We start from the raw sequence: 24,510 nt of genomic DNA, 5'->3' as shown, positions 1-24,510 counted from the left end.
GTTGTTCCTTTACGTGGCCGAGTGGCCCGATTGTTTAGAGTTTTGCCCGATTGTGGGGGGTGGAAAAATCGATATCCGGGCCGACGGGCACAATGCGGCTGGGGTTTATCGTGTCATGGCTGTAGTAATAATGACGTTTAATATGGTCGATATTGACGGTTTCTGCCACTCCGGGATGTTGGTATAAGTCCCGCAGATAATGACTGAGTGCGGGAAAGTCTTCCAGACGCTGGCGATTGCATTTGAAGTGACCGTGATAAACCGCATCAAAGCGAATCAGGGTGGTAAACAGCCGCCAGTCGGCTTCGGTTATCTCGTCGCCGCATAAATAACGCTGGGTTGAGAGTCGAGATTCCAGTGTGTCCAGTGCTGTAAATAAATCTGCATAAGCGCTCTCATACGCGCTTTGGCGAGTGGCAAAGCCGCAGCGATACACGCCGTTGTTGATATTGGGATAGACCACATCATTGACCGCGTCGATATCATCCTGAAGGGCAGCGGGATAGTAGTCATCATGATTTCCGGTGATGTCGTTAAAGGCATTATTCAACATGCGAATAATATCGGCAGACTCGTTGTTCACAATGCATTGTTGCTGCTTGTCCCACAGCAAGGGCACTGTGACCCGGCCGGTGTAGTCGGGGAGTTGGCGGGTATACAGTTGGTGCAGATGGTCGAAGCCGTAGAGGTCGTCACCGCTGCTACCTTCGTCTTTCTTAAAAGACCAACCCTGTTCCAGCATAAGCGGGCTGACTATCGACACCGAAATGAATGATTCCAATTGCTTAAGCTTGCGAAAAATCAGGGTGCGGTGGGCCCAAGGGCAGGCCAGTGATACATAGAGATGGTAGCGATCTGCTTCAGCCGTAAAATCGCTCTGGCCAGTGGGGCCAGCGTTACCGTCGGTGGTAATCCAATGACGAAATTGCGCGGATTCCCGTTTAAATGCGCCGTCGTTAGATTTGGTGTCGTACCATTTGTCTTGCCACTGGCCGTCTACTAATAGTCCCATTTACGCCTCCACAGAGTAGGATTGTGAGATGCTGCTTGTATGGTGACACTAGTATAAGAACAGAAAAATTAATTAATATCGCAAATATCTGCCGGTAATGTTCTACAAATTCGATGAATTAATGTTGGCGCTGCTGCCAAGCGGCTCACTGCGCTTGGGCATGTGGCTAACATATGCAGAGATCAGCTGAAAACCTGGCGTAGCGTAGACTATGCCGTTAGGGATAACGGCACTTCCCTACCAGGATCTCCTTTGAGTAAACCGCAAAAGCGCGTCGCATCTAGGCTTCGTACTGAGCTAGATGGCTTGGAAAGTAGTTCCATTGCAGAAAATTTGGTATTCAATACCATGGGCGGCAGGGAAATCGACACGTAAATTGATGTAGAAATTATTCTCTTAAAGCTTGATAAAATCGGCTTGTCCGACGATATTAAGTTTTATAAGCAGGAATATTTAACAGGTGTGACTTTTAAGGAAATGTCTAAAGCGCTATGGCGGTAGTAGCGATAAATACCGTAAATTAGTAAAGCGAGCACTAGAGAAAATAACGAACTAGCAGTGTAGTGCGTAATCCACCGGACGTTGGAAATGGCGGCAGGCCAGAAAGTTCTTAAAGCCGGTAAATACCCACGCAAAAGAATTGAATCAGCCAAGGCCAACTATCGATTTATCCGCCTAAATTCTAGAGGGCTAGCCCTCCTCTTCACGTGTTTATATCCTCGCTCAAGGGCCTCGTTATCGGATACAAAGGTGTTATATTTCGCCTTAGCAGCATGGTTATCGCTGATGTGGTGGCAGCTGCTGTATCTTGAGCTGAGTATTTATAATACCTAGCTGCACGGGCGCTGGAATTGGCTGCCTCTGGGAGCGTTTTTGTCGACTCTGCGAGCGATGGATTCGCCCGCAAATGCTGTCAGCAATAGTGAGCAATTGCTAAAATTGTGCCCATAACAATGATTAAGACCCGATATAGCGTGTATTGACAAGGAATGTGGCTGAATGGATAAAAAAGAAAAGCAAGGTCTCAGCGAAATCGACATCTGCGACCTGTTTATAACCCCTTCTATCAAGGGTGCAGGTTGGGATCAATTACGCCAAATTCGCCGTGAAGTTACTTTAACCCCTGGCCCTGTTGTTGTTCGGGGCAATATGTCGTCACGCAACACCAAGAAAAAGAAGTTTGCCGACTATGTACTGCAGTGGAAGGCAGGCGTGCCGGTTGCAGTAGTCGAGGCCAAAGAAAACACCAAAACCGTTAGTCACGGCATGCAGCAAGCTCTCGGTTATGCGGATATTCTGCAAGTCCCAAGTGCCTTTAGCTCTAATGGTGATGCCTTTGCCGGGCACAATAAAGTGCCAGCAGCCGGTGAAGACATCGAACACGAGTTCCCGCTAGAGGCTTTTCCTTCGCCGCAAGAGCTTTGGAACCGTTACAAAGCCTATCGCAATATTACCGAGGATGAGGAAGAGCTGGTACTAGAGCCATACTTTGATGATGGTTTGGGCAAGTCGCCACGTTACTACCAGTCCGAAGCCATCAACCGCACGGTAGAGGCAGTAGCTAAGGGCCAAAAGCGTCTATTGCTGGTCATGGCGACCGGTACCGGTAAAACCTATACGACTTTTCAGATCATCTGGCGCCTTTGGAAGGCTAAAAAGGCCAAGCGCATCTTGTTCTTGGTTGATCGCAATATCCTTGCTGATCAAACCTTGGTGAATGACTTTAAGCCCTTTGGCTCGGTCATGACCAAAATCAAGAACCGCAAGATCGACCCGTCTTATGAGATTTATCTAGGCCTATACCAAGCACTGACTGGCCCAGCAGAAGAAGACAAAATCTTTAGAAACGTGTCACGCGACTTTTTTGATCTCATCGTGATTGACGAGTGTCACCGTGGTAGCGCCGCCGATGACTCCGCGTGGCGGGAAATTTTAGACTACTTTGATGGCGCCTATCAGCTTGGCTTAACCGCCACCCCAAAGGAAACCGAGTACGTATCGAACATTACGTACTTTGGCGAGCCAATCTACACCTATACCCTAAAACAAGGTATTCAAGACGGTTTTCTGGCGCCCTATAAGGTGGTGCGCTACGACCTAGACAAAGACGTACTGGGCTGGACGCCGCCGCCGGGCATGGTAGATGACCTCGGCAAGGAGCTTGAGCGCCGAGAATACAACCAGAGAGACATGGATCGAATTTTGGTGCTGAACAAGCGCACCAAACTGGTCGCCAAATGCGTGGTAGATCTGCTTAACGCCACCGACCTGTATTCAAAAACCATCATATTCTGCGATGACATCGACCATGCCGAGCGTATGCGCATTGCGATTGTGAACGCCGCTGGCCGCATTGCCGTCGATAACCCCAAATACGTGATGCGTATTACCGGCGACAGCGTCGAAGGCAAAGCCGAGCTCGATAACTTTATCGACCCCGAAAGCCGTTTTCCTGTAATAGCCACCACCTCTGAGCTGCTGACCACAGGGGTAGATGCTAAGACCTGCAAGCTAATCGTGCTGGATAAGAACATCAGCTCCATGACCACCTTCAAGCAAATCGTTGGTCGTGGTACCCGTATAGATGAAGAGAACAATAAATTCTTCTTCACCATCATGGACTTTAAAAAAGCCACCGAGCTGTTTAAAGACCCGGACTTTGACGGTGAGCCGGTCGTTATTTACGAGCCAGGCGATGGCGACGATCCGGTACCGCCAGACCCAGATCCAGTTGATGGCGAAGACGATGAAATCAGCGAACCAGAAGGCGTATACAAAGTACGAGTCAGCGGCGTCGACGTTAAAATTCTCGCTAAGCGGGTTGAATACCTTGGTGAAGACGGCCAATTGGTCACAGAGTCCTATCGCGACTACAGCCGCAAGCACATCCTTGAAGAGTACGCGTCGTTGGACGTGTTCATTAACAAATGGAATTCGGCTAAGAAAAAAGAAGCCATTATTAATGAGCTGGCGGAGTACGGCATCGAGCTGCCAAAGCTGGCCATTGAAATTGGCGCCGACTATGGCGACTTCGATCTGATTTGCCATATCGCGTATGATCAGCCGCCGCTGACCCGTGCAGAGCGCGCGAACAACGTCAAAAAGCGCAATTACTTTACCAAATACGGCGATCAAGCCCGCGCAGTGCTAGAAGCGCTGCTGGATAAATACGCCGACGAGGGTATTACCACCATCGAAAGCCCCAAAGTGCTCAAGCTCAAACCCTTTGACGCCATGGGTACACCGGTAGAAATCATCAATAACGTATTTGGCGGCAAAGCCAGCTACGAAAATGCCTTACAAGAATTAGAAAGTGAGCTCTTTAAACAGGGCGCATAATCCCCCCTTTAGGAATCTACATGAGTAACGTAAGCGGTATCATTAAATCTATTCAAGACATTATGCGTAAAGACGTCGGTGTCGACGGTGACGCTCAGCGGATCAGCCAATTGGTGTGGATGTTCTTTTTAAAGATCTACGACGACCGCGAAGAAGAAATCGAGCTGCTAGAAGACGACTACAAATCGCCGCTTCCCGAGCATTTGCGCTGGCGTAATTGGGCGGCCGACCCTGAAGGCATGACTGGCGATGGCCTTAATGACTTTGTGAACTTACAACTCTTCCCCACCTTAAAAGAAAAGCTCGATTTGAATGGGCCAACGGGGCAGCGAGCCTTAGTCATTCGCAATATCTTTGAAGATGCCTACAACTACATGAAATCGGGCACCTTAATACGCCAGGTAATTAACAAGATCTGCGAGATAAACTTCAATAACACCGAAGATCGCCACACCTTTGGCAGCATTTACGAGCAAATCCTCAAAGACCTACAAAGCGCCGGTAATGCAGGTGAGTTCTATACGCCCCGTGCAGTGACTCAGTTTATCGTTAATCGCGTCGATCCTAAATTAGAGGAAAGTGTACTCGACCCCGCCTGCGGCACTGGTGGCTTCTTGGCTTGCACCATCGACCATAAGCGTAACAACTACGTTAAATCCGCAGCGGACGAAGGCACATTGGTTAACAGCATTCACGGCGTAGAGAAAAAAGCGCTGCCGCACATGCTCTGCACCACCAATATGATATTGCACGGCATCGACGTGCCTATCCAAATTGAACACGACAATATGCTCAGCCGCCGCTCTTTTGTGGATTACGGCGAAAAGGATCGGGTAAACGTGATTATCACGAACCCGCCCTTTGGCGGCACGGAAGAAGACGGCGTAGAGAACCAGTTTCCCGCCACTTACCGCACCCGTGAAACGGCAGACCTCTTTATGGCGCTAGTCGTCAAGCTGTTAAAGAATAATGGTCGCGCCGCAGTGGTTTTGCCAGATGGCTTTTTGTTTGGTGAGGGTATGAAAACCCGCCTTAAGCAAGATCTGCTTGAAAAGTGCAATCTGCACACCATTGTGCGTCTGCCCAATGGCGTGTTTGCGCCCTACACCGGCATTAAGACTAATATTTTGTTTTTCACTAAAAAGCCGGAAAGCGAACAGCTTGCCACTAAGCACATCTGGTTTTACGATCACCCTTACCCAGAGGGCATTACCAGCTATAACAAAACCAAGCCCATGCGCTTTGAAGAGTTCCAGACTGAAATCGACTGGTGGGGCAAAGAAGAAGATGGTTTCAAAAGCCGAAAGGAAACCGAGCAAGCTTGGCAGGTCAGCATAGAAGATATCGCCGCCCGCAATTACAACCTCGACATTAAAAACCCCCATGTTGGTGAGCAGGTCAATCATGACCCAGAGCAATTGCTTGCTGAATATAGTCAGCAACAAGCCGAAATCCAAAGCCTGCGTGATCAGTTGAAGAGCATATTGGCTGAAGCCCTAGCGGGTGCCAAGTAATGGCTGCTGTAGAACAACTGATTACCGACAACCTTGATATTTGGTCGTCTGCTGTAAAAGCCAAATCCAGCGCGGGCCGTGGTACCAGTAAGAAGATCGAGCTGTACGGCATCAAAAAACTGCGGGAGTTGATTTTAGAATTGGCTGTGCGGGGCTTATTGGTGCCGCAAGATCCGAATGATGCACCAGCATCCGAGTTACTGAAGGCGATAACCGCAGAAAAAAGTCGATTAGTTGAGGCGGGAAAGCTCCGACGATTTGAATCATTGCCACCAGTTGGAGACGAAGAAAAACCATTCGAAGTACCTGAAGGCTGGTGTTGGGAGCGTCTTGGTAATGTCGGACTCACTCAAACAGGAGGCACCCCTAAAAAAGCCGACGCCGATCATTACGGTGATTTTTTACCATTTATTAAGCCAGGTGACATTACTGATGGTCGAATTAATTCGTACGAAAATGATGGCTTATCTGAGGTCGGAGCAAAACAACTGGATCGCATTGCCGCATCTGATTCTGTATTGATGGTTTGTATTGGTACCATTGGTAAATGCGCAAGAGTCGATCGGGCTGTGTCATTTAACCAGCAGATCAACTCTGTTACGCCATATGTCCGAATCGGCGGTTATGTTGAAAAGGTATTACAATCGTCGTATTTCCAGAGAATCGCATTGGAAAACTCTTCAAGCACAACCCTCGCGATTCTCAATAAAGGTAAGTGGGCATCGATACCGTTTGTTATTGCTCCAGAAAATGAGCAGCGCCGCATTGTTGCCAAAGTCGACGAACTCATGGCCCTTTGCGACCAATTAGAGCAGCAACAAGAGTCCAGTATCGGTGCCCACCAAACGCTGGTTCAGACCTTATTGGGCGCACTCACTAAGGGCTGCGACCGAGAAGGCTTCGCCGCTGCGTGGGCAAGAATCGCCGAGCATTTTGACACCCTCTTCACCACCGAGTGGAGCATCGACCAACTCAAACAAACCATCCTCCAGCTCGCTGTTATGGGAAAGCTCGTCCCCCAGAATCCCGATGATGAACCTGCAAGCGAACTCCTTAAAAAAATCGCTGCTGAAAAAGCCAAACTGATAAAAGAAGGCAAGATCAAAAAGCAAAAGCCATTGCCGCCGATCTCGGACGAGGAGAAGCCGTTTGATTTGCCGAAGGGGTGGAGTTATACGAGGCTTGATGATATTTGTGCTTGGATTACATCTGGCTCTACGCCACCGAAGTCGGATTTCCACGAAACGAACGGTGTACCGTACTTGAAAGTCTACAACATACGAAATCAAAACATTGATTTTGAATATAGGTCACAGTTTGTCTTGCCTGATTGTCACGAGGGGCGGCTGAAGCGCTCGATCTTGTACCCGGGAGATGTGGTAATGAATATAGTCGGGCCGCCACTTGGCAAGGTTGCCATTATTCCAAAAACGTATCCAGAGTGGAATTGTAATCAAGCAATTGCTTTTTTCCGCCCAATTTATTCAAGGGTGAACTCCTTTCTGTACACATATCTAAAGGCCGGTATTTTCCTAAATTATATTGAGCTTATTGGGACGGCTGGGCAGGATAATATTTCAGTTACAAAAAGTCGAACTATCGTTTTCCCGTTTCCGCCCATAGAGGAACAGTGCCGCATAGTTTCGAAAGTTGACGAGCTTATGAAGCTGTGCGATAGCCTAAAAACTAACCTATCTATTGCGCAGTCTACTAGATTGAAGTTTGCCGATATACTCTGCAAACGGGCATTAGTGTCATTATGAATAAGATGTCTAATATACAGCTGAAGCGAGATGTAAATTTTTCAGAAATTGAAAAACTTGCAGAAAAAATATTAGCTGAGAAGCCCGAAAAGCTACAAATACCAAACTCACTTTCTTTTTCAGGTGGTTTTGGTATGGAAGGTGCCATATTACAATTGCTAGGCACATGGTTTAGAGCTTCAAGTACTCATACTCTACATACATCGATTCAGGATTTAAAGCCTGACAGTTTCAATGATCTTTGTAATAGTCTTTTTGGCTTAATTGCGTTGCGCCTTTCTGATTCGATTCTCTTGTCGGGTAAGCAAGAAGTAAATCTTGTAGATGCACTGAGACCTGCAATACCCATACTAAATAATATTCGAAGTGAGGAGTTTAAGTCGTCATTCAAAGGATTGTATTTGGCATTGCCTGCAATAAAATCGCCAGTTATAAGAGGTGGACGGGATCGAGAGTTTGACAGTCCGCTGTACAACAAAGAAGAAGTGGTGGGTGCGCTAAAGTTCAATAAAATCACTTTTAATGCTTTGTCCGCGATTATACCTCGTGCTAGAGATATCGATTCTTCTGTTGTTTCTCATTTGTCGGAAATAATTAGAGAGCTATTTACGAATACACACCGCCACGGTAGAGCTGATGTTTACGGTAATCCTTTAGACAAAAACTTTCGAGGGATTATCTTCAACTCGATGAGTATGAATAGTAGTCGGTTGAAAGATATAGCCAGATCCGGTGGCGGAGATTTGACTCTGTTTATTGCCGATTGGAAGCCGGAGGGAAATAAGCAGTTTAAAGCTCTTGATATTACAGTAGTTGACTCGGGGCCAGGTTATGCTCGTCGGTGGCAAAAGCTAGACAAAGATCAGCTGACTATTGACCTTGAAAAGGAATCCATTCTTGCTTGCTTTACCAAACATAAATCAACTGGTAGCGGAGACTCATCGGGCTCGGGCTTATCAAATGTTTTGAGTGATCTTAAAGCGTTGCGTGGCTGGTTTAGGTTGAGAACCGGTAGGACGCTAGTTCAGAAATCTTTTTTCAATCATGACGGCGTTGATACCATTGAGTTAAAGGACATCAAAGAAAAGAAAGATTTTCTTGAGGGTGTAGTATTTAACGTTGTTATACCGCTTGAAAGCTTGCTTGGAGATCGATGATGTATTTTTTCGAAGCTCGGGTAAAGCTAGGCAGTACTGAAAAGGAAATTCTAGTTGTTTTCTCAGGCCAGCTGGAGGGGGGCGAATTAGCGTACTCGCAGTTAATCGAGAGTGGATATCAGAAATTCAAGAATCGTCCGGAAGAGGTGATTTTTGTTTATCCGGAATACATTAAAAAAGCGGTCACCAAAATATTTATAAAGGATGGTCAAGCTTATAGGAATATCGTGAGGTATGGCGATGAAATTCCCGTATCTCTTGCTCCATTCGATATCAGGGGTGATGTTGTTCTTGAGTCGATAAATCAGATGTCAGCATTAACTGATGATATAAGCTCCTTAAGAGATCAGATTGTTAGTAAGGGGGTATATAGCCTTGCTCGAACAAGAAAAGATCAAGTGATACAGAAGGCTCCTTCGGGTACGGTTTTTATTAAGCCTTCCGCTAAGGAGTATGATGAATTTATCAAAGCTAGCGAGCTTGCAGTGGGTTACGCAGAGAACCAATTTGTCGGATTTTCGCTACTTAGCAGAGCACCCAGAGAACGTGATATTCGGCGAATTTATATAGATACGAACAGCATTTCAAGCTTCATTGAAGCTTTACTCTATTACTGGGTAAAATTTACCGGAGCTGAGTGCAAGCAAGCCACATATCATAGCTATAGTTCCTACGGAGGTAAGGACAAGGCCAAGCCTGAAGATAGTGAGAATGTATGGCTAATCATTTCTGCATCAAGAAGTAATAGTATGGGAATTGATATGGCCGCTGACTGGAAGCTTGAAAATGATCAGGTCATAACGCTACTTTCTTATACACCAACTCAGCAGGGAAATGTTGGCGATGAAATCTTAGTCAATATTGCATCTTTGTCGGAATCTGCGGAAAGAGAGATCGTCAACGGTTCGTTGATGAAGGTAAAGGTTTGGGGCGAAAACTTCACCGCAGAGGTAGAAAAGCCTAATCCTGTTCATATTAGAGCCGAGCACAAGACACCGGCGATATCAAAGCTGATTGTACCTAATATCCAAAGTGGCCTTATTAAGCTGAATCGTAAAGTGAGTGCAGATCTCGCCGTCAACTCGGTTTATTTCGATTGCAACGAATATCTTGAGTCCGACGTAAAGTTTTTAGGGTGGTTAGATAAGGTAATTGACTGGTATGTACCATCAAAAACCAGTTGGCTTGTGTATAGAGGAATTGACCTAGCAAGTGTAACTCTAGCTGACTCAATCGAAAAAAGGATGCAAGCAAATGGTATCCACAGCTTTACGAAAATAGATATTAGTGATGCATATAAGAAAATAAAAGGTAATGAGGCCGTAGTGGTGGCGATGCCAGTGACCGGTAGCGGGCAGACTCTTCTAAAGCTAAATAGAAATCTGAGGATTTCAGGCCACTTGGGAAACCGTATTTTCATATCTCCATTTGTAGTATCTACAAGCAAATCTGCTTTCGATCAATTTCGGAACAGTTTGATTTATGGGCCAAATGGAATGAAGTACATGTTTCTCAGCTATAAATCAGTGTATATCGGGCATACTGATGAGGAGAATAGCTGGTCGCAAGAATTAAAAGTAGTCGAACATCTTGATTCGGACTTTTGGAAGCACCGAGCTAGTTTACTTCGAAATCACAAAGATGGTTTAAAAGGGGCTATAGGTACGCCATCACTCAAAATTGATGAGCGTTTGAGTTTTACTCGCGACTTCGCTTTTTGGGGTACCACTAACTATGACCCAAAAATAATCGATCACGAGGCTGTTTACTTAACAATTTCATCAATCTTACAAGGATTGCGTGAAAAGCCGTATTCAAATACAGATAAAGATTCACTTTTCAGTTATGTCTATCAACATGCCGTATTAGCACCTGATAATTTCACTAGGTTGACTGATGCTTTACTACAAAGTTGTTTGTGGCGTGCCGCTAATATTAGAGAGATGGATTATCGCTGTTTGTCAGCATAGTTGTCGTGTTTTTTACGCAGCGGCCTCTAAGCTGCGACTCTCCTTCTCAGGATTCAACCAGACCTCTTCTGGCAAATCCCAATTCCGAGTTCTCCCCGACCAGCGCTTCGGATTGGCTGCTTTCGCGGCCTCGTAAACGGCCTTTCGCTGTTGTATGACTTCTGTCGTCTGGCCACTATGCCGTTGCGCCGGAGTGATGAACTTCAACCCGCTGTGCTTGTGTTCCTGGTTATACCAGGTCGCAAATTGGAGTACCCAGGCCCGGGCATCGCCCAGTGTTGCAAAGCCTTTGTAAGGGTAATCAGGGCGGTACTTGCACGTTCGGAAGATCGACTCAGCATAGGCATTATCGTTACTGACCCGAGGGCGGCTATAGGACGACATGATACCCAGTCGGTACAGGGTTTCCATCAGTGACGCGCCTTTCATCGGGCTGCCGTTGTCCGAGTGCAGAACCAGGTGTACACCGGCAATACCCTCACGTAAATACGCCTTGGTTACCAGTTCTGACGCCAGTTCACTGGACTCTCCCTCATGGATTTCCCAGCCCACAATCTTGCGGCTGTACAGGTCGAGGATGAGGTACAGGTAGAAGAAGATTCCTTTGGCAGGACCGGGCAACCAGGTCACGTCCCAACACCACACCTGATTCGGGCCGGTGGCACAGTGCGTGTTGAGTGGCTTGGCGGTCGGTGCCTTACTGCGGCCCCGGTGCTGCTGTTGGCTCTGTTCACGAAGCACACGATAGAACGTGGACTCAGAGGCGATAAAGCACCCTTCATCCGCCAGGGCCGGTACAATCTGGCTGGGTGGCAGGCTTCTGTGTACTGGGCTATTCACGGCGACCAGCACGGCCTCGCGCTCTTGCTGTGTCAGTTTGTGAACCGGTGGCGGACGGGTCGCACCAGGGCGACCATCTGCCTTAACATCCCCCTCCCGGGTCCAGCGCTGATAGGTGCGCATGGCTATGCCCATTTCTGCGCACGCCCTGAAGGTCCGGGCACCAGCATCGGTTGTTTCCTTGATCAGCCTGACGGCTCGCTCGCGATCTGGGGTGCTAATCATTCGTCCTCTCCCTCGCCCCAGATCGCATGCATCTTTTTTCGAAGCACCAGTAACGCAGCGGTTTCCGCCAGCGCCTTCTCTTTATGACGCAGATCGCGCTTCAGCTCCTTGATCTCTTTCTTCGCCGATCGAGCCTGATCCCGCGCTGACCTGGCCTGTTCTACTGCCGTGGCATTGGCGTGCATGCAAACCTCTTTCCACGCCAGTATCTGCTCCGCATACAGCCCCTTCTTGCGGCAGTACTCGGCCACCTCCGCCTCGTTCAGAGCGGCGGTCTCCAGCACGACTGCAAACTTGTCTTCGGGCGACCAACCTTCCGGATTCCTTCCATCCCCTGGCACTACCATCCCTCCTGATCGGGCTTGTTTGCGCCAATGATACAGGGTCACGTCGGAGATTCCCGTCTCTTCTGATAGCACGCGTACCGGGGTGTTTTCTGGCGGCATCATTCTTCTAAGCACCGCCTGCTTGCGTTCTTCTGGGTATTGTTTCATTGCTCATTCCTGAGCGCCCCCCGAGTATTAATTGAAAATTGGACACGACAACTATCCTGACAGAGGGGGTTATCGTAGTTCTGCTGAACTCAGCAATGAGTTTTCTGGAATACTAGAAAGGTTAATTGAAGAGAACGCTGGGGGCTCAGAAAACGCTGCCCTTGATCTTTTAATGGGTATTGCTACAGGTAAAATACAGCTAGACAAAGTTGTTTTGAAGTCTTTAATTACGAAGGCAAGCGATACATATTCCGGAGTTAACGAGAATGCTTTGCAGTTATTGGGCTTTGTTGGCAATAAATACTTGCCAGAGGTATTTGCTCAGCAGCAGGACGAAGTTAATGCCTGAATATCAATTGGTAGTGAAACCTCTTCCAACATAACGCTCCAATACGCGCATGAAGATTGTCGAGCACTTGATCCTATGTTTAGGTCTAAGCAGCGCCATAGATGATGGCGACTGCTAACAGCTCATTGTCCTCAGCAACAATGCGTTTCAGAGCTTTACATATGATTGCAACTCGATGTGGTACTGGTGTGGCGAGGATTAAAAAGTACGATTCTTAATTGAATCAGAGAGTTGCAGTCGTAAAAACTACAATCTTTAATCCAATTAACACGCCCAATTTATACAATCTTTAATCCACGGTATAGCGGCGGGCAGGTACAGAGTAAGTTGCAGGCCTCAAGCACGTCGCCCGCTTGGGTTCGGCGGAAATTCGCCTTCCCTTATAGTTGAGCAGTTCTGGGGCGCCGAATTCAAGTAGCCTATGGCTCCATTACATTGCTTAGCGATGCTCTGGACGACGTTATCCTGTTCCATTCCGAATGTGCATTAATGAGATTTATTCTCATGCGAAACTGTGAATAAAAGGCTCATTCTCAAAAGCAACGCGTTTCGCCACATGCTTGTTAACAGCGGGCATTAAAAGCTGTGCTGTAAAGGCCAAATGCTTATCAACAGAATGAGAGTGATTGTGCCAATGAACAGGTTCATCGGTATGCCGACTTTAAGAAAATCGATAAAACGATAATCTCCCGGTCCGTAAACCATCAAGTTGGTTTGGTAACCCAAGGGCGTTGCAAAGCTGGCTGATGCCGCCATCATGATTGCAAATACAAAGGGCTCAGGGTTGAGTGAGGCTTTCTCGCTGGTTTCTAACACAATGGGTAGCATTAAGATGGCGGCGGCATTGTTGGTGATGGTTTCTGTGAGTAGAGACACCGCCACATAGGTGAGCACTAATATCAGCCACGCTCGGCCATCGCTTAAGGAGATAATTCCTTGAGCCAGTAAATTGGCGACGCCGGTTTTTTCAAGCGCCGAGCCCAGCGCGAATGAGGCTGCAATAGTGATGATGACCTTTAGATCTAAGCTGCGTTCGGCCTGACTTACCGAGCAGCAACGGCAGGCGATCATGAGGCCTGCGCCAATGAGGGCGGCATTTAGCATTGAAATCAGGCCGAAACCTGCCGCGCCAACAATGCTGATTAATATCGTCAAGGCCAGCCACGCTTTTTCGTGGTGGGGTGGCTGCTGATCCAGGTCGTTGATGAGTAGAAAATCTTTGTTATCACGTTGTCTACTGACGAAGGCGGGCCGAGCTTCTAATAACAAGGTGTCGCCAGCGTGGAGTTTGATGGTGCCTAAGTTACCGGTAACCCGCTCACCATTTCTTGCCACGGCAAGAATGGCCGCGCCGTAACGGTCTCGAAATCGGCTGTCTCGGATGGCTTTACCTATGGCGCCGCAATGGGGGGAGACAACGGCCTCGACTAGCCTGCGTTCGGGACGGACCTTTGCCAAACTGGGGGTGTGATCCCTGTGTTCAGAGGCTTCGATGCCCTTCATTCGCAACAGGTCTGTAATGGCCTGAGTGTCACCGGCAAAAACCAATTTATCGCCGCCTCGAAGTATTTCCTCTGAGGAAACGGCGGTCACGATATTGCCGTCTCTTTCGATTTCTACCAGATAGATCCGTCTTAGGTTTCTTAGCCCAGCAGCCACGATACTTTTGCCAACTAGTGGCCCGTCTGCGGTAACACTGACTTCTAGTGTAAATTCGCGCAAATTATCTAATAGCAGGTCTTTTTGTCGATTTGGTAGCCACTTCGGGAAAAATAGCCACATGAATGCCAAGCCGCTGAGGGCGACGGGTAGGCCTACCAGGGTAATGGAAAACAAAGAAAATCCGGCCTGGCCAGTCAGTTCCTGGTACTGGCCGTTTACCACAAGGTTGGTGCTGGTGCCGATCATGGTGAGCGTGCCACCCAAAATTGCGGTATAGCTGAGGGGAATCATCAATTTGCTGGGGGCAATATTGATTCGGCGTGACCAGCTGTGAACAGCCGGGATCATGGTGGCAACAACCGGGGTATTGTTTAAAAAGGCGCTGAGCAGTGCCACTGGCGCAAAAATTCGAAGGAGTGCCGGACGCAGATCAGTAGGTTTGCCCAGTAAGGTATTCACCAGTAGCTCGATTCCCCCAGAGGCATGCACACCGCTGGCGACAATAAACATGGCGGCTACCGTGATTAGCCCTGAGTTGGCAAAGCCAGCCAGTGCTTCATTTGGGTTGAGAATGCCAACTACGCTAAGCGTGGCAAGCACCGCCATCATGACAATGTGTGGACCAATACGAGTAAAAACGAGTGTCAGTAAAGCGCTAATTAATAGGCCAAACGCGAACCATCCCTGCCAGTCCATTGTGTAGAAAACACTCAAATCAGAAAATAAGCCGCTAATATAAGGCGATTTTAGTATTCCTTTAAGGAATATAATCTTCTAATGATATTCTATTTTGGCTTATGGTCAGGTGCTGATTTGTGAGATGACACGCATAAAAGTGAATGTGTTATTGATCTAACGAAATTGCTATGTAAGATAGGGGTAAGTACTTATGCTTATGTGATGGTGTTTTCGTGGTTGAACTCCTACAAAAAAAGAATAACTTGGTGCATTGCATTTTTGCCTCCAGCGTACAAACTGACTTGGACGAGGCTGCTTTAACTGAGGCGCTTGTACATCAGCGTGGTAAATCAATCACCGGATTGTCACTCTATGAAAGTGGTCACTGCTTTCAGGTAATAGAGGGCGACCGCGATGAGGTGGAGTTGTTGTATCGCAGCTTTTGCCAGGATCGAGCGCATCAAAAAATGGTGAAAATTATCGAAGAACCCATTAATCAGCGTTCTTTCCAGGATTGGACGACGGCATATGGCGAAGCGATAAAGCGTTCGTTTAAGCAAATGAAAGCTCAGAGCGATTACTTTGCCGCCGAAGGGCCGTTTCGCTATGTGGCGAATGGCAGAGCGAAGCGGCTGGTGCGACAGTTTATTTCGGGTAAGTGGCGGTTATAACGAAGGGCAGTCAGTATAAAGAAGGGCAATTGGGCATGGCTTAGGCTCAATCGCTTTTCGATTTCTCCCACAGTATTTTTAGTTCATCGGCTATCTTCATCGGATCAAACGGTTTGGAGATGACGCCGTGGGCGCCTAAACTTTTTAGCTCCTCGACTTCATTCGCCTGAACTTTGGCGGTAAGAAAGACTACCGGAATTTTGTCAAAGCGCGCTTGCTTGCGAATATGTTTGAGGGTGGCTGGGCCGTCCATTCCCGGCATCATTACATCCAACAGGATCAGCTGGGGTTGGAAGGTGTCGATATCTTCGATGGCGGTTGTGCCGCTGTCGCTCATCTTGAGCTGCAGTCCACCTACTTGAGTGAGGGCCAGTTCGGCGATAAGACGAATATCGGCTTCATCTTCTACATAATAAACGCGCTCAAGCATTGTCATGAATGCTCCCGTGCTGTTCTGGCTCAGCGGTGACGTAGGGGATGTCGATGTAGAATTCTGAACCTTTGCCTGGCTCTGAATAGAAGCTGAGCTTGCCGCCGTGTTTTTCAACAATGGATTTGGTGATGTAAAGCCCCAGGCCTGTACCGCTTATTTCCCGTTTATTGTCATGTTGGGCTTGGGTGAATTTTTCAAAAATACGACTTTGAAATTCTTCAGGTATACCTGCACCTTTGTCTTTTACGGTCACGCGAATATGGTCCTTCTTATCAACGGCGCATAAGGTGACCGTAGAGTTGGGGTAAGAGAATTTGGCGGAGTTAGACATAAGGTTACTCAGTACTTGCATCATTCGGTCAGAGTCAATGTTTAAATACAATTCCGCCGGACATTCTTGTAGTGCAAAACTGACACCGTATTTATCCGCATAAGATTGGTTGTTAGATATTGCGTGCTTGAGCAAGGAGATGAGTTTTACCCGTTTGATATTGAAGGGCATTTCCTCTGATTCCAGTTTGGAAATATCCAGAATGTCGTTAATCAGCAGCAATAGTCGGTCACTATTGCGGTGAGCAATATCCAACAACATTTTTGCCTGATCGGGGAGTTCGCCAACGGCGTTGGCAATCATCAGCTCTAACGACGCTTTAATTGAGGTAAGCGGCGTACGCAGCTCGTGGCTAACTGTGGAAATAAATTCGTCTTTGACGCGTTGCTCATGAACCCGCTGCATCGCTTGCCTGAGCTGCTCTTCGGTTTCTTTGCGAGCGGAAATATCTCTGACAATACCGGTAAACATCCGTTGGCCGTTAAAGTCCATTTCGCTAATGGCAAGTTCCAGCGGAAACGTTTGGTCATTTTTTCGTAGCCCGGTGACTTCTCGGCCCGTACCGATAATTTTTCTTTCCCCGGTCGTTAGATAGTTGCCGATATATTGATCGTGTTCCGCCCGGTAAGGGTTTGGCATCAGCATAGAAACATTATTGCCGCACATTTCTGCTTCGGTGTATCCAAAAATGAGTTCGGCGGAGGGGTTTACCGTTTCGATAATACCGCGATCACTGATAGTAATAACGCCGTCTACCATGGTGGCCAAAATAGCTCGTTTGCGGGCCAGTAGCTCTCGGAGTTGATCTTCGGTGGCTTTTCGCTCGGAGATGTCACGAACAATGCCAGTAAACATTCGCTGTCCGTTTACTTCCATTTCACTAATGGCCAGGTCTAACGAGAATGTTGAGCCATCTTTTCGGAGTCCGATAACTTCACGACCTATACCGATAATTTTCTTTTTTCCACTGGCTAGGTAGTTTCCTAGGTACTGATCATGGCGGGTATGATCTGGGTTGGGCATTAAAATTGAGACATTTTTGCCTTCTAGCTCGCTGGCGCTGTAGCCAAATATTTTCTCGGTGGCGGGGTTTACGGTTTCAATAATACCTTTGTCACTGATGGTAATAACACCGTCAACGATGGTTTCTACAATGGCGCGTGTCCTGGAGAGTAGATCGTTAACGGCGTCCTGTTTATTCATGTTTTATCCGATAATCATAATTTTATTGTCTGCTAACTTTGAAGCTTAAGCATTTATAAACTCTCATCGTATTAGGAATATCACTTAACACACGTTTTAGCTGTGATTGGAGGGCGGCGATTGAAGCTTGTGTGGCGCCAATGTGTAGAAGTCTTAGCGCCCGTCAGGAATGGGGGTGTTCAGCTGCAATAGGTCGATAGCAACGGCTTCAGCGGCTTTGATGCCATCAATGCCCGCAGACAATATGCCACCGGCATACCCCGCACCTTCACCAGCTGGGAACAGCCCTCTTGTGTTTAGACTTTGATAGTCACGGCCCCGGCGAATACAAATGGGTGAGGAGGTGCGAGTTTCTACACCGGTCAGAAGGGCATCATTCATGGCGAAACCTTTGATTTTTCTATCGAAGGCGGGGATGGCTTCGCGAATTGCAGCTACGGCAAAGGGGGGAAGTGCATCACTAAGGTTGCCAAGGGTGATACCCGGTTTATACGAGGGCGTAACACTGGCCAAGGTTGTTGAGGGGCGGTCTTTAAGAAAGTCGCCGACCAGTTGAGCGGGGGCGCTGTAGTCGCCACCGCCCAGCTCAAATGCCAAGCTCTCAAGTTTTCGTTGTAGATCAACACCAGCCAAGACGTGTTCCGGGTAGTCTTTTTCTGGCTCGATGCCAACAACAATCGCCGCGTTGGCGTTGCGCTCATTGCGAGAATATTGGGACATGCCATTGGTTACTACCCGACCTGCTTCAGACGTGGCCGCCACCACCGTGCCGCCGGGACACATACAAAAGCTGTAAACGCTGCGACCATTTTTGCAGTGATGTACCAGCTTGTAATCGGCGGCACCCAATATGGGGTGTCCTGCCTGCTCACCAAATCGGGCGCGGTCAATCACAGACTGGGGGTGTTCGATACGGAAGCCGATAGAAAAGGGTTTGGCTTCAAGATAGACACCTTGCTCCAGCAGCATTTGAAAGGTATCTCGGGCGCTGTGGCCGATACCGAGAATAATGTGGCGGCTGGGGATATGCTCGCCGCTGGCAAGGGTGATGCCGGTAACTTGGCCTTGCTCGCCGCCGGTTGTGTCGGCTTCTCTGTGTAGCGTTTCCACCTTCTGGCCAAAACGTATTTCACCGCCGAGGCGAACAATTTCGGCGCGCATGTTTTCGACCATTTTGACGAGCTTAAAGGTGCCGATATGCGGTTTGCTCACCATGAGTATTTCTTCTGGCGCACCGGCTTTTACGAACTCTTTTAATACTTTGCGGCCAAGGTGCCGGCGGTCTTTTACTTGGCTGTAAAGTTTTCCGTCGGAGAAGGTTCCTGCGCCGCCTTCACCATATTGCACATTCGATTCGGGATTAAGCTTGCGTTGCCGCCACAGCCCCCAGGTGTCTTTGGTGCGCTGGCGCACGTCTTGACCACGTTCCAGCACAATTGGCTTTAATCCCATTTGTGCCAGCAATAGCGCAGCAAGTAGACCGCAGGGACCGAAACCAATAATTAGCGGTCGTTGCTGCGCACTGTTTGGGAAGCTGGGTTCGGCTTGGCCGATAAAATGGTATTCGGTATCCGGTGATGGGCCAATAAACGATTTGCCAGCAAAACGGCTAAGCAGCTCGACTTCAAGTGCGTCGTCAAGCGCAATATCCAATTGATAAATAAGCTGGATATCGCCTTTTTTACGGGCGTCGTAGCTGCGCTTAAAAATGTCGAATGACCTTAGCTTGCTCTCGGCAATGTCGAGTTTGGCGGCAATAGCTTGAGGTAATGCCGCTTCACTATGGTCGAGTGGCAACTTGAGGTCATTTAGTCTGAGCATTGGGGGATTCCCGTCATGGCGGCGGCGCGGAATATTAGCATATTTGCCGTGGGTACATTTACGCAGAAACGGCCTTGGTGATAAGCCCTTTAAACATTGAGTCCGGCACTGTAGCCAGAAGACCAAGCCCATTGAAAATTAAAGCCGCCCAGCCAGCCGGTCACATCGAGTATTTCGCCAATAAAATACAAGCCGGGTTGATGCTTCGTTTCCATGGTTTTGGAGCTGATGGCGGCAGTGTCTACACCGCCACGAGTGACTTCTGCGGTGCGATAACCTTCGGTGCCAGAGGGCTTTAGCTGCCATGCGGCTAATTTTTGGGCGATCTCTGATAGTCGGCGGTCACTGAATTCAGCCAAGGGTTTGTCCGCCTCTTCGGGCCACCACAAGGCCTGTAATTCGCTAGTCAGGCTCTTGCTTAATTTCTGGTTGATGCCGCTGCGAAGCAGTGAGCGCGGCTGTTGTTGTTTGAGCTCCTGCAACCACTGGATGATATCTGTATCGGGCAAAAGGTTAATGGAGAGCGTGTCTCCGGGGTTCCAGTAATTGGAGATTTGCAACATAACCGGGCCGCTCATACCTCGGTGGGTAAACAATAGGTTTTCTCTAAACAGCGTATTGTTACAACTGACTTCTACCTCAACGGCTAAGCCAGAAAGCCGCTCACACAAAGCTTTGCTGGCATCGCTGAACATAAAGGGCACCAGTCCAGCTTGTTTTTTAGTGACGGCCAAACCGAATTGAGTGGCAATGTCGTAGCCAATACCACTGCCGCCTAGGGTTGGAATAGACAGGCCGCCACTGGCAACCACCAGTGACTGACAAGCCAGTTGCAGTGGCGTTTGATTTTGGTGGCCTTTAAGTTGATAGCGGCTGTTATCGTGGTCTAGCGCGCTGACTGATGTGAGTTCGCAGTGACTGCGGATCTCCACGCCGGCGTCGCTACACTCGTCTAACAGCATGTTTAAAATATCTTTGGCTGAACTAAGACAAAAAAGTTGGCTGTGTTTGCGCTCTTCATAAGGAATGCCGTAGCGCTCAACCATGGCGATAAAATCCCACTGGCTGTAGCGGCTAAGCGCGGCCTTACAGAAGTGCTCATTGGCAGAAATAAAGTTTTCTGCGCTGACAAAATGATTGGTGAAGTTGCAGCGACCGCCGCCGGACATCAGAATTTTCTTGCCGACTTTATTCGCGCGTTCCAGCACCAGTACCCGACGTCCCCGTTGGGCCGCCGTCATAGCGCAAAACAACCCTGATGCCCCAGCACCGATCACGATAACGTCGTAGCGATTGCTGTTGGCACTGGCTTGGGATGCAAGCGACGAGGAATTGGCCGAGAAGCTTGTGGGCCTTGAATCATTAGACATAGTAGTGAGGGCAGCTCGGGCGGTTTAATTTCGTTGCGGGATTATACCGGGCTTATATCCTGGGATGGCAGTTGAGTTGGCTTCTTTTTGAAGTGGGTTGGAGGGCGTTGCGATGGCTGAAACAGCTGAAACAAAAAAGGCGCCATGTTGGCGCCTTCAATATTGAGCAGTTGATCGCTTAGACGATTTTCTTCATAGCTGTCATGTAATTACGCAGTTTGCGACCGACCACTTCAACCGGGTGGTTGCGGATTTCGGCGTTCACAGCGATCAGCTCGGCGTTGTCTACGCCGTTGTCTTTCACGTTAATCCCTTTGCCGATAACGTCTGTAGAGACTTTGCTCATAAAGTCTTTTAGCAGCGGGCGACAAGCGTGGTCGAACAGGTAGCAGCCGTATTCTGCGGTATCGGAGATAACCACGTTCATTTCGTACAGTTTACGGCGGGCAATGGTATTGGCGATTAGCGGCGTTTCGTGCAGCGATTCGTAGTAGGCAGACTCTGGCTCCATACCGGCAGCAACCATGCACTCAAAGGCCAGCTCAACACCTGCTTTGCACATGGCAATCAGTAGAATGCCGTGGTCGTAGTATTCTTGTTCGCTGATGTCAGCGTCGGTGGCGGGAGTTTTCTCAAACGCCGTCTCCGCTGTTGCGGCACGCCAGCCGTGCAGGTTTTTGTCGTCGTTCGCCCAGTCTTCCATCATGGTCTTGGAGAAGTGGCCGCTGATAATGTCGTCTTGATGCTTTTGATACAGCGGACGCATGATGTCTTTTAGCTCGTCAGCCAGGTCAAAAGCTTTGATTTTGGCGGGGTTAGATAGGCGATCCATCATGTTGGTGATGCCGCCGTATTTCAAACCTTCGGTGACCGTTTCCCAGCCGTATTGAATCAGCTTGGAGGCATAACCGGGATCAATGCCTTCTTCAACCATTTTGTCGAAGCTCAAAATAGCACCCGTTTGCAGCATGCCGCACAGGATCGTCTGCTCGCCCATCAGGTCAGATTTAACTTCAGCGATGGGGGAGGATTCCAAAACGCCAGCGCGGTCGCCGCCAGTACCCGATGCCAGTGCTTTGGCAATGGCCAGGCCTTCGCCTTTGGGATCGTTTTCGCGGTGAACGGCGATCAGTGTCGGTACGCCGAAGCCGCGCTTGTACTCTTCACGCACTTCGGTGCCTGGGCATTTGGGGCACATCATGACCACGGTGATGTCTTTGCGGATTTGCATGCCTTCTTCAACCAGGTTGAAGCCGTGGGCGTAGTCCAGGCAAGCGCCTTCTTTCATTAATGGCATAACCGCGGTCACCACGGGGGTGTGCTGCTTGTCTGGAGTCAGGTTCATTACTACGTCAGCAAGTGGAATCAATTCTTCGTAAGTGCCAACGGTAAAACCGTTTTCAGTGGCGTTTTTCCAGCTTTGACGCTTTTCAGCGATGGCTTCGGCGCGGAGGGTGTAAGACACGTCCAAACCTGAGTCTCGAAGGTTCAAGCCTTGGTTTAAACCTTGTGAACCACAACCGATGATGACAATTTTTTTGCCTTTCAGGTATTCGCAACCATCAGCGAATTCGCTGCGGTCCATAAAGCGACATTTGCCAAGCTCTTCCAGCTGCAGGCGCAGTGGTAGGCTGTTGAAGTAGTTCTGTCCCATGGTGGGGCTCCTGTTGGTATATAGATGTAATAAAAGAATAAGGCGTGGTTTGCTCCACAATGGCGGGCACTTTAACAAGGGTTTCGCATTGCGTAAAATGATATATAGTTGATGTTGTGTTGCGTTTTTCGCATTGTTACATGTTTGCAGCGTGGAGTTTTTTTGAATAACAAAGAGTTGGAAATATTTGTTCATCTCAGTCAGTCGTTACACTTTGGCCGCACTGGCGATGCCCTACATTTAAGTGCTTCGGCTGTTAGCCGGGCGTTGCAGCGGCTGGAGGAGCAAGTTGGCGCGAAATTGTTTGAAAGAGATAACCGGGGCGTTCAACTGAATGCGGCAGGACGAGAGTTTTTGCGCTATGCCGAACAGGCGCTGGTTAACTGGCGGTCGATTGTGCAGCGCTTAGGGTTTCGCGGCGAGTCGTTGCAAGGTGAGATTAGTGTGTTTTGTTCGGTAACGGCGTCGTATGGTGTATTGAACAATGTGTTGGAAATATTCCGGCAACGTTATCCTGCTATAGAGTTAAAGCTGCATACGGGTGATCAGGCCGACGCGATCGAGCGCATTGCGGAGGGGGGCGAGGATATTGGTATTACGGCTAAACCTCGTCAGATGTCTTCGAGGGTCAGTTACCAAGAACTGACGCGCTCGTCGTTGCGATTATTGGTGCCGAATATTCCCTGTGCGGTTAATGAACAGATTAGCGCGGCGGGGGAGAACATTACCCCCGAGTTGTTGGCGGGCTTGCCTTTTATTCTTCCGGAGCGAGGGGTTGCGCGTAATTTGGTTGAGCAGTGGTTTCGGCAATTGCAGATAAAGCCCAGCGTTTACGCCCAAGTCAGTGGTCACGAGGCGATTGTCAGCACGGTGGGGCTGGGTTTGGGAATAGGGGTGGTGCCAGAGCTGGTGTTGACTACCAGTTTTTTACGAGAGCGGGTTCGCGTTATGCCGGTAGAACCGGCGTTGCCCACTATGGCGATAGGGGTGGTGGCTTTACAGCAACGGTTGACGAACCCGCTGGTTAAAGCCTTTTGGGATTGCGCCCAATCATCGTACAGTTCAGCGATTTAATTTATGATGGGCTTTGCCCACGCTAATCGAATTTTAGGGAAAATCATGTCAGACGAGAAAGAGACATCTACATCGGATAATGGCGAAGCGCCGACGTGGGTGACCAACTGGGAGAAAACCGGCTTAATCGGCTGGGAAGATAAAAACGAAGATGGCCGTATGTTCTACTCCGGCGACGAGCGCAACGAGATGCATATTGATCGGGATATTATGGTCTTGGCCAACCCCGAGATTGCCGATCTTCCTGCATGGGTGATTGCCCTAGTTGCCGCGGGTGGCGTTGCTGCAGCCTTGTCTACCTCGGCAGGTTTGCTACTGGTTATCTCAACATCGATCTCCCACGATTTGCTGAAGCGAAATCTGATGCCGAATATATCGGACAAAATGGAGCTTCGTTATGCACGTAGTGCGGCAGCGGTGGCGGTGTGTATCGCTGGCTATCTGGGGATAAATCCGCCGGGCTTTGTCGCCCAAGTGGTGGCCTTTGCCTTTGGCTTGGCGGCATCGAGCTTTTTCCCTGCCATCATCCTCGGTATCTTTTACAAACGCATGAATAAATACGGTGCGATAACGGGCATGGTTAGTGGTCTCTTGTTTACTGCTACCTATATTGTGTATTTCAAATTTATCAATCCTGCGGCCAGCGTGCCTGAGAATTGGTGGTTTGGGGTGTCGCCAGAAGGGATTGGTACCTTAGGCATGATTGTTAACTTTGCAGTGGCCGCTGTGGTGTGCCATTTAACACCGCCGCCACCGCAAGATGTACAGGATATGGTAGAGAGTATTCGCTACCCACAGGGAGCGGGTGAAGCCCAAGTTCACTAAGCTCACATAGCGCGAGGCGCCAAGCCGCTACCGATTTTCGGTGGCGGCTTTTTTTGTCTTATGGTGTTTTCACCCTTTTAGACGTTAACTTGGTAAAATGCTGGGCTGCGGCCGTTTATACTCGG

The 24,510-nt window shown here is 48.7% G+C and carries 17 protein-coding genes; 9 read left to right on the top strand and 8 right to left on the bottom strand.

Annotated features, from left to right (window positions below; all coding sequences use genetic code 11):
* Positions 1 to 34 precede the first annotated feature (34 nt).
* Positions 35 to 1,012 (bottom strand): glutathione S-transferase family protein, encoded by a 978-nt coding sequence (locus IMCC21906_RS12720; protein ID WP_047012475.1) that lies wholly within the window; start codon positions 1,010 to 1,012, stop codon positions 35 to 37.
* A gap of 999 nt (positions 1,013 to 2,011) precedes the next feature.
* On the opposite strand from IMCC21906_RS12720, the gene hsdR reads away from it, so the two are divergent.
* From hsdR to IMCC21906_RS12695, 5 genes are read left to right on the top strand one after another with little or no spacing between them, the layout of a single operon-like run.
* Entirely contained in the window at positions 2,012 to 4,351 is a 2,340-nt protein-coding gene (hsdR, locus tag IMCC21906_RS12715; RefSeq protein ID WP_047012474.1) for an EcoAI/FtnUII family type I restriction enzme subunit R, read from the top strand.
* Between the two features lie 20 nt (positions 4,352 to 4,371).
* Positions 4,372 to 5,865, top strand: a complete 1,494-nt coding sequence (locus tag IMCC21906_RS12710) for a class I SAM-dependent DNA methyltransferase (RefSeq protein ID WP_047012473.1) — start codon at positions 4,372 to 4,374, stop codon at positions 5,863 to 5,865.
* Complete coding sequence (locus IMCC21906_RS12705) at positions 5,865 to 7,628, top strand: restriction endonuclease subunit S (RefSeq protein ID WP_047012472.1); 1,764 nt, start codon at positions 5,865 to 5,867, stop codon at positions 7,626 to 7,628. Before IMCC21906_RS12710 ends, IMCC21906_RS12705 begins: the two co-directional genes overlap by 1 nt.
* Entirely contained in the window at positions 7,625 to 8,785 is a 1,161-nt protein-coding gene (locus IMCC21906_RS12700) for a hypothetical protein (protein WP_047012471.1), read from the top strand. Before IMCC21906_RS12705 ends, IMCC21906_RS12700 begins: the two co-directional genes overlap by 4 nt.
* A complete protein-coding gene (locus IMCC21906_RS12695) occupies positions 8,782 to 10,755 on the top strand; it encodes a hypothetical protein (protein WP_156166048.1) in 1,974 nt (657 codons plus the stop codon). The genes IMCC21906_RS12700 and IMCC21906_RS12695 overlap by 4 nt, the downstream gene beginning before the upstream one ends.
* Before the next feature lie 12 nt (positions 10,756 to 10,767).
* On the opposite strand, the gene IMCC21906_RS12690 is transcribed toward IMCC21906_RS12695, so the two are convergent.
* Positions 10,768 to 12,314, bottom strand: a protein-coding gene (locus tag IMCC21906_RS12690) for an IS3 family transposase (protein WP_369795754.1) whose coding sequence is annotated in 2 segments (ribosomal slippage) — positions 10,768 to 11,852 and positions 11,852 to 12,314 — 1,548 coding nt in all. Because the reading frame shifts where the segments join, the coding sequence is not laid out codon by codon here.
* 31 nt (positions 12,315 to 12,345) lie between these two features.
* Here IMCC21906_RS12690 and IMCC21906_RS16885 point away from each other — a divergent pair.
* Positions 12,346 to 12,663, top strand: coding sequence for a hypothetical protein (locus tag IMCC21906_RS16885; protein WP_156166047.1), 318 nt, complete (start codon positions 12,346 to 12,348; stop codon positions 12,661 to 12,663).
* A 576-nt stretch (positions 12,664 to 13,239) separates the two neighbouring features.
* Here IMCC21906_RS16885 and IMCC21906_RS12680 read toward each other — a convergent pair.
* Complete coding sequence (locus IMCC21906_RS12680; RefSeq protein WP_047012469.1) at positions 13,240 to 15,021, bottom strand: SLC13 family permease; 1,782 nt, start codon at positions 15,019 to 15,021, stop codon at positions 13,240 to 13,242.
* A gap of 215 nt (positions 15,022 to 15,236) precedes the next feature.
* Between IMCC21906_RS12680 and IMCC21906_RS12675 the strand changes: the two genes are divergently transcribed.
* Positions 15,237 to 15,674 (top strand): BLUF domain-containing protein, encoded by a 438-nt coding sequence (locus IMCC21906_RS12675; RefSeq protein WP_047012468.1) that lies wholly within the window; start codon positions 15,237 to 15,239, stop codon positions 15,672 to 15,674.
* Between the two features lie 46 nt (positions 15,675 to 15,720).
* Here the strand turns inward: IMCC21906_RS12675 and IMCC21906_RS12670 are convergent, their stop codons facing one another.
* The 5 genes from IMCC21906_RS12670 to ilvC form a co-directional block, all read right to left on the bottom strand.
* The gene (locus IMCC21906_RS12670) at positions 15,721 to 16,110 is read right to left on the bottom strand and encodes a response regulator (protein ID WP_047012467.1); all 390 of its coding nucleotides are present in this window, start codon (positions 16,108 to 16,110) and stop codon (positions 15,721 to 15,723) included.
* Positions 16,097 to 17,641, bottom strand: coding sequence for a PAS domain-containing sensor histidine kinase (locus IMCC21906_RS12665; protein WP_047012466.1), 1,545 nt, complete (start codon positions 17,639 to 17,641; stop codon positions 16,097 to 16,099). Before IMCC21906_RS12665 ends, IMCC21906_RS12670 begins: the two co-directional genes overlap by 14 nt.
* A gap of 153 nt (positions 17,642 to 17,794) precedes the next feature.
* Positions 17,795 to 19,462, bottom strand: coding sequence for an NAD(P)/FAD-dependent oxidoreductase (locus IMCC21906_RS12660; RefSeq protein ID WP_047012465.1), 1,668 nt, complete (start codon positions 19,460 to 19,462; stop codon positions 17,795 to 17,797).
* 89 nt (positions 19,463 to 19,551) lie between these two features.
* On the bottom strand, positions 19,552 to 20,703 hold the full coding sequence (locus IMCC21906_RS12655) for an NAD(P)/FAD-dependent oxidoreductase (RefSeq protein WP_231580354.1): 1,152 nt from the start codon (positions 20,701 to 20,703) through the stop codon (positions 19,552 to 19,554).
* Between the two features lie 307 nt (positions 20,704 to 21,010).
* Positions 21,011 to 22,486, bottom strand: coding sequence for a ketol-acid reductoisomerase (gene ilvC, locus IMCC21906_RS12650; RefSeq protein ID WP_047012464.1), 1,476 nt, complete (start codon positions 22,484 to 22,486; stop codon positions 21,011 to 21,013).
* A 162-nt stretch (positions 22,487 to 22,648) separates the two neighbouring features.
* On the opposite strand from ilvC, the gene ilvY reads away from it, so the two are divergent.
* The gene (gene ilvY, locus IMCC21906_RS12645; RefSeq protein WP_047012454.1) at positions 22,649 to 23,560 is read left to right on the top strand and encodes an HTH-type transcriptional activator IlvY; all 912 of its coding nucleotides are present in this window, start codon (positions 22,649 to 22,651) and stop codon (positions 23,558 to 23,560) included.
* 45 nt (positions 23,561 to 23,605) lie between these two features.
* Positions 23,606 to 24,385 (top strand): VC_2705 family sodium/solute symporter, encoded by a 780-nt coding sequence (locus tag IMCC21906_RS12640; RefSeq protein WP_369795775.1) that lies wholly within the window; start codon positions 23,606 to 23,608, stop codon positions 24,383 to 24,385.
* The last annotated feature ends 125 nt before the right edge of the window (positions 24,386 to 24,510 follow it).

The sequence above is a fragment of the Spongiibacter sp. IMCC21906 genome (genome assembly GCF_001010805.1).
Lineage (GTDB): Bacteria > Pseudomonadota > Gammaproteobacteria > Pseudomonadales > Spongiibacteraceae > Spongiibacter.
Note: the sequence above shows the minus strand (reverse complement) of the source record. Positions and strands in the feature narration are given on the sequence as shown.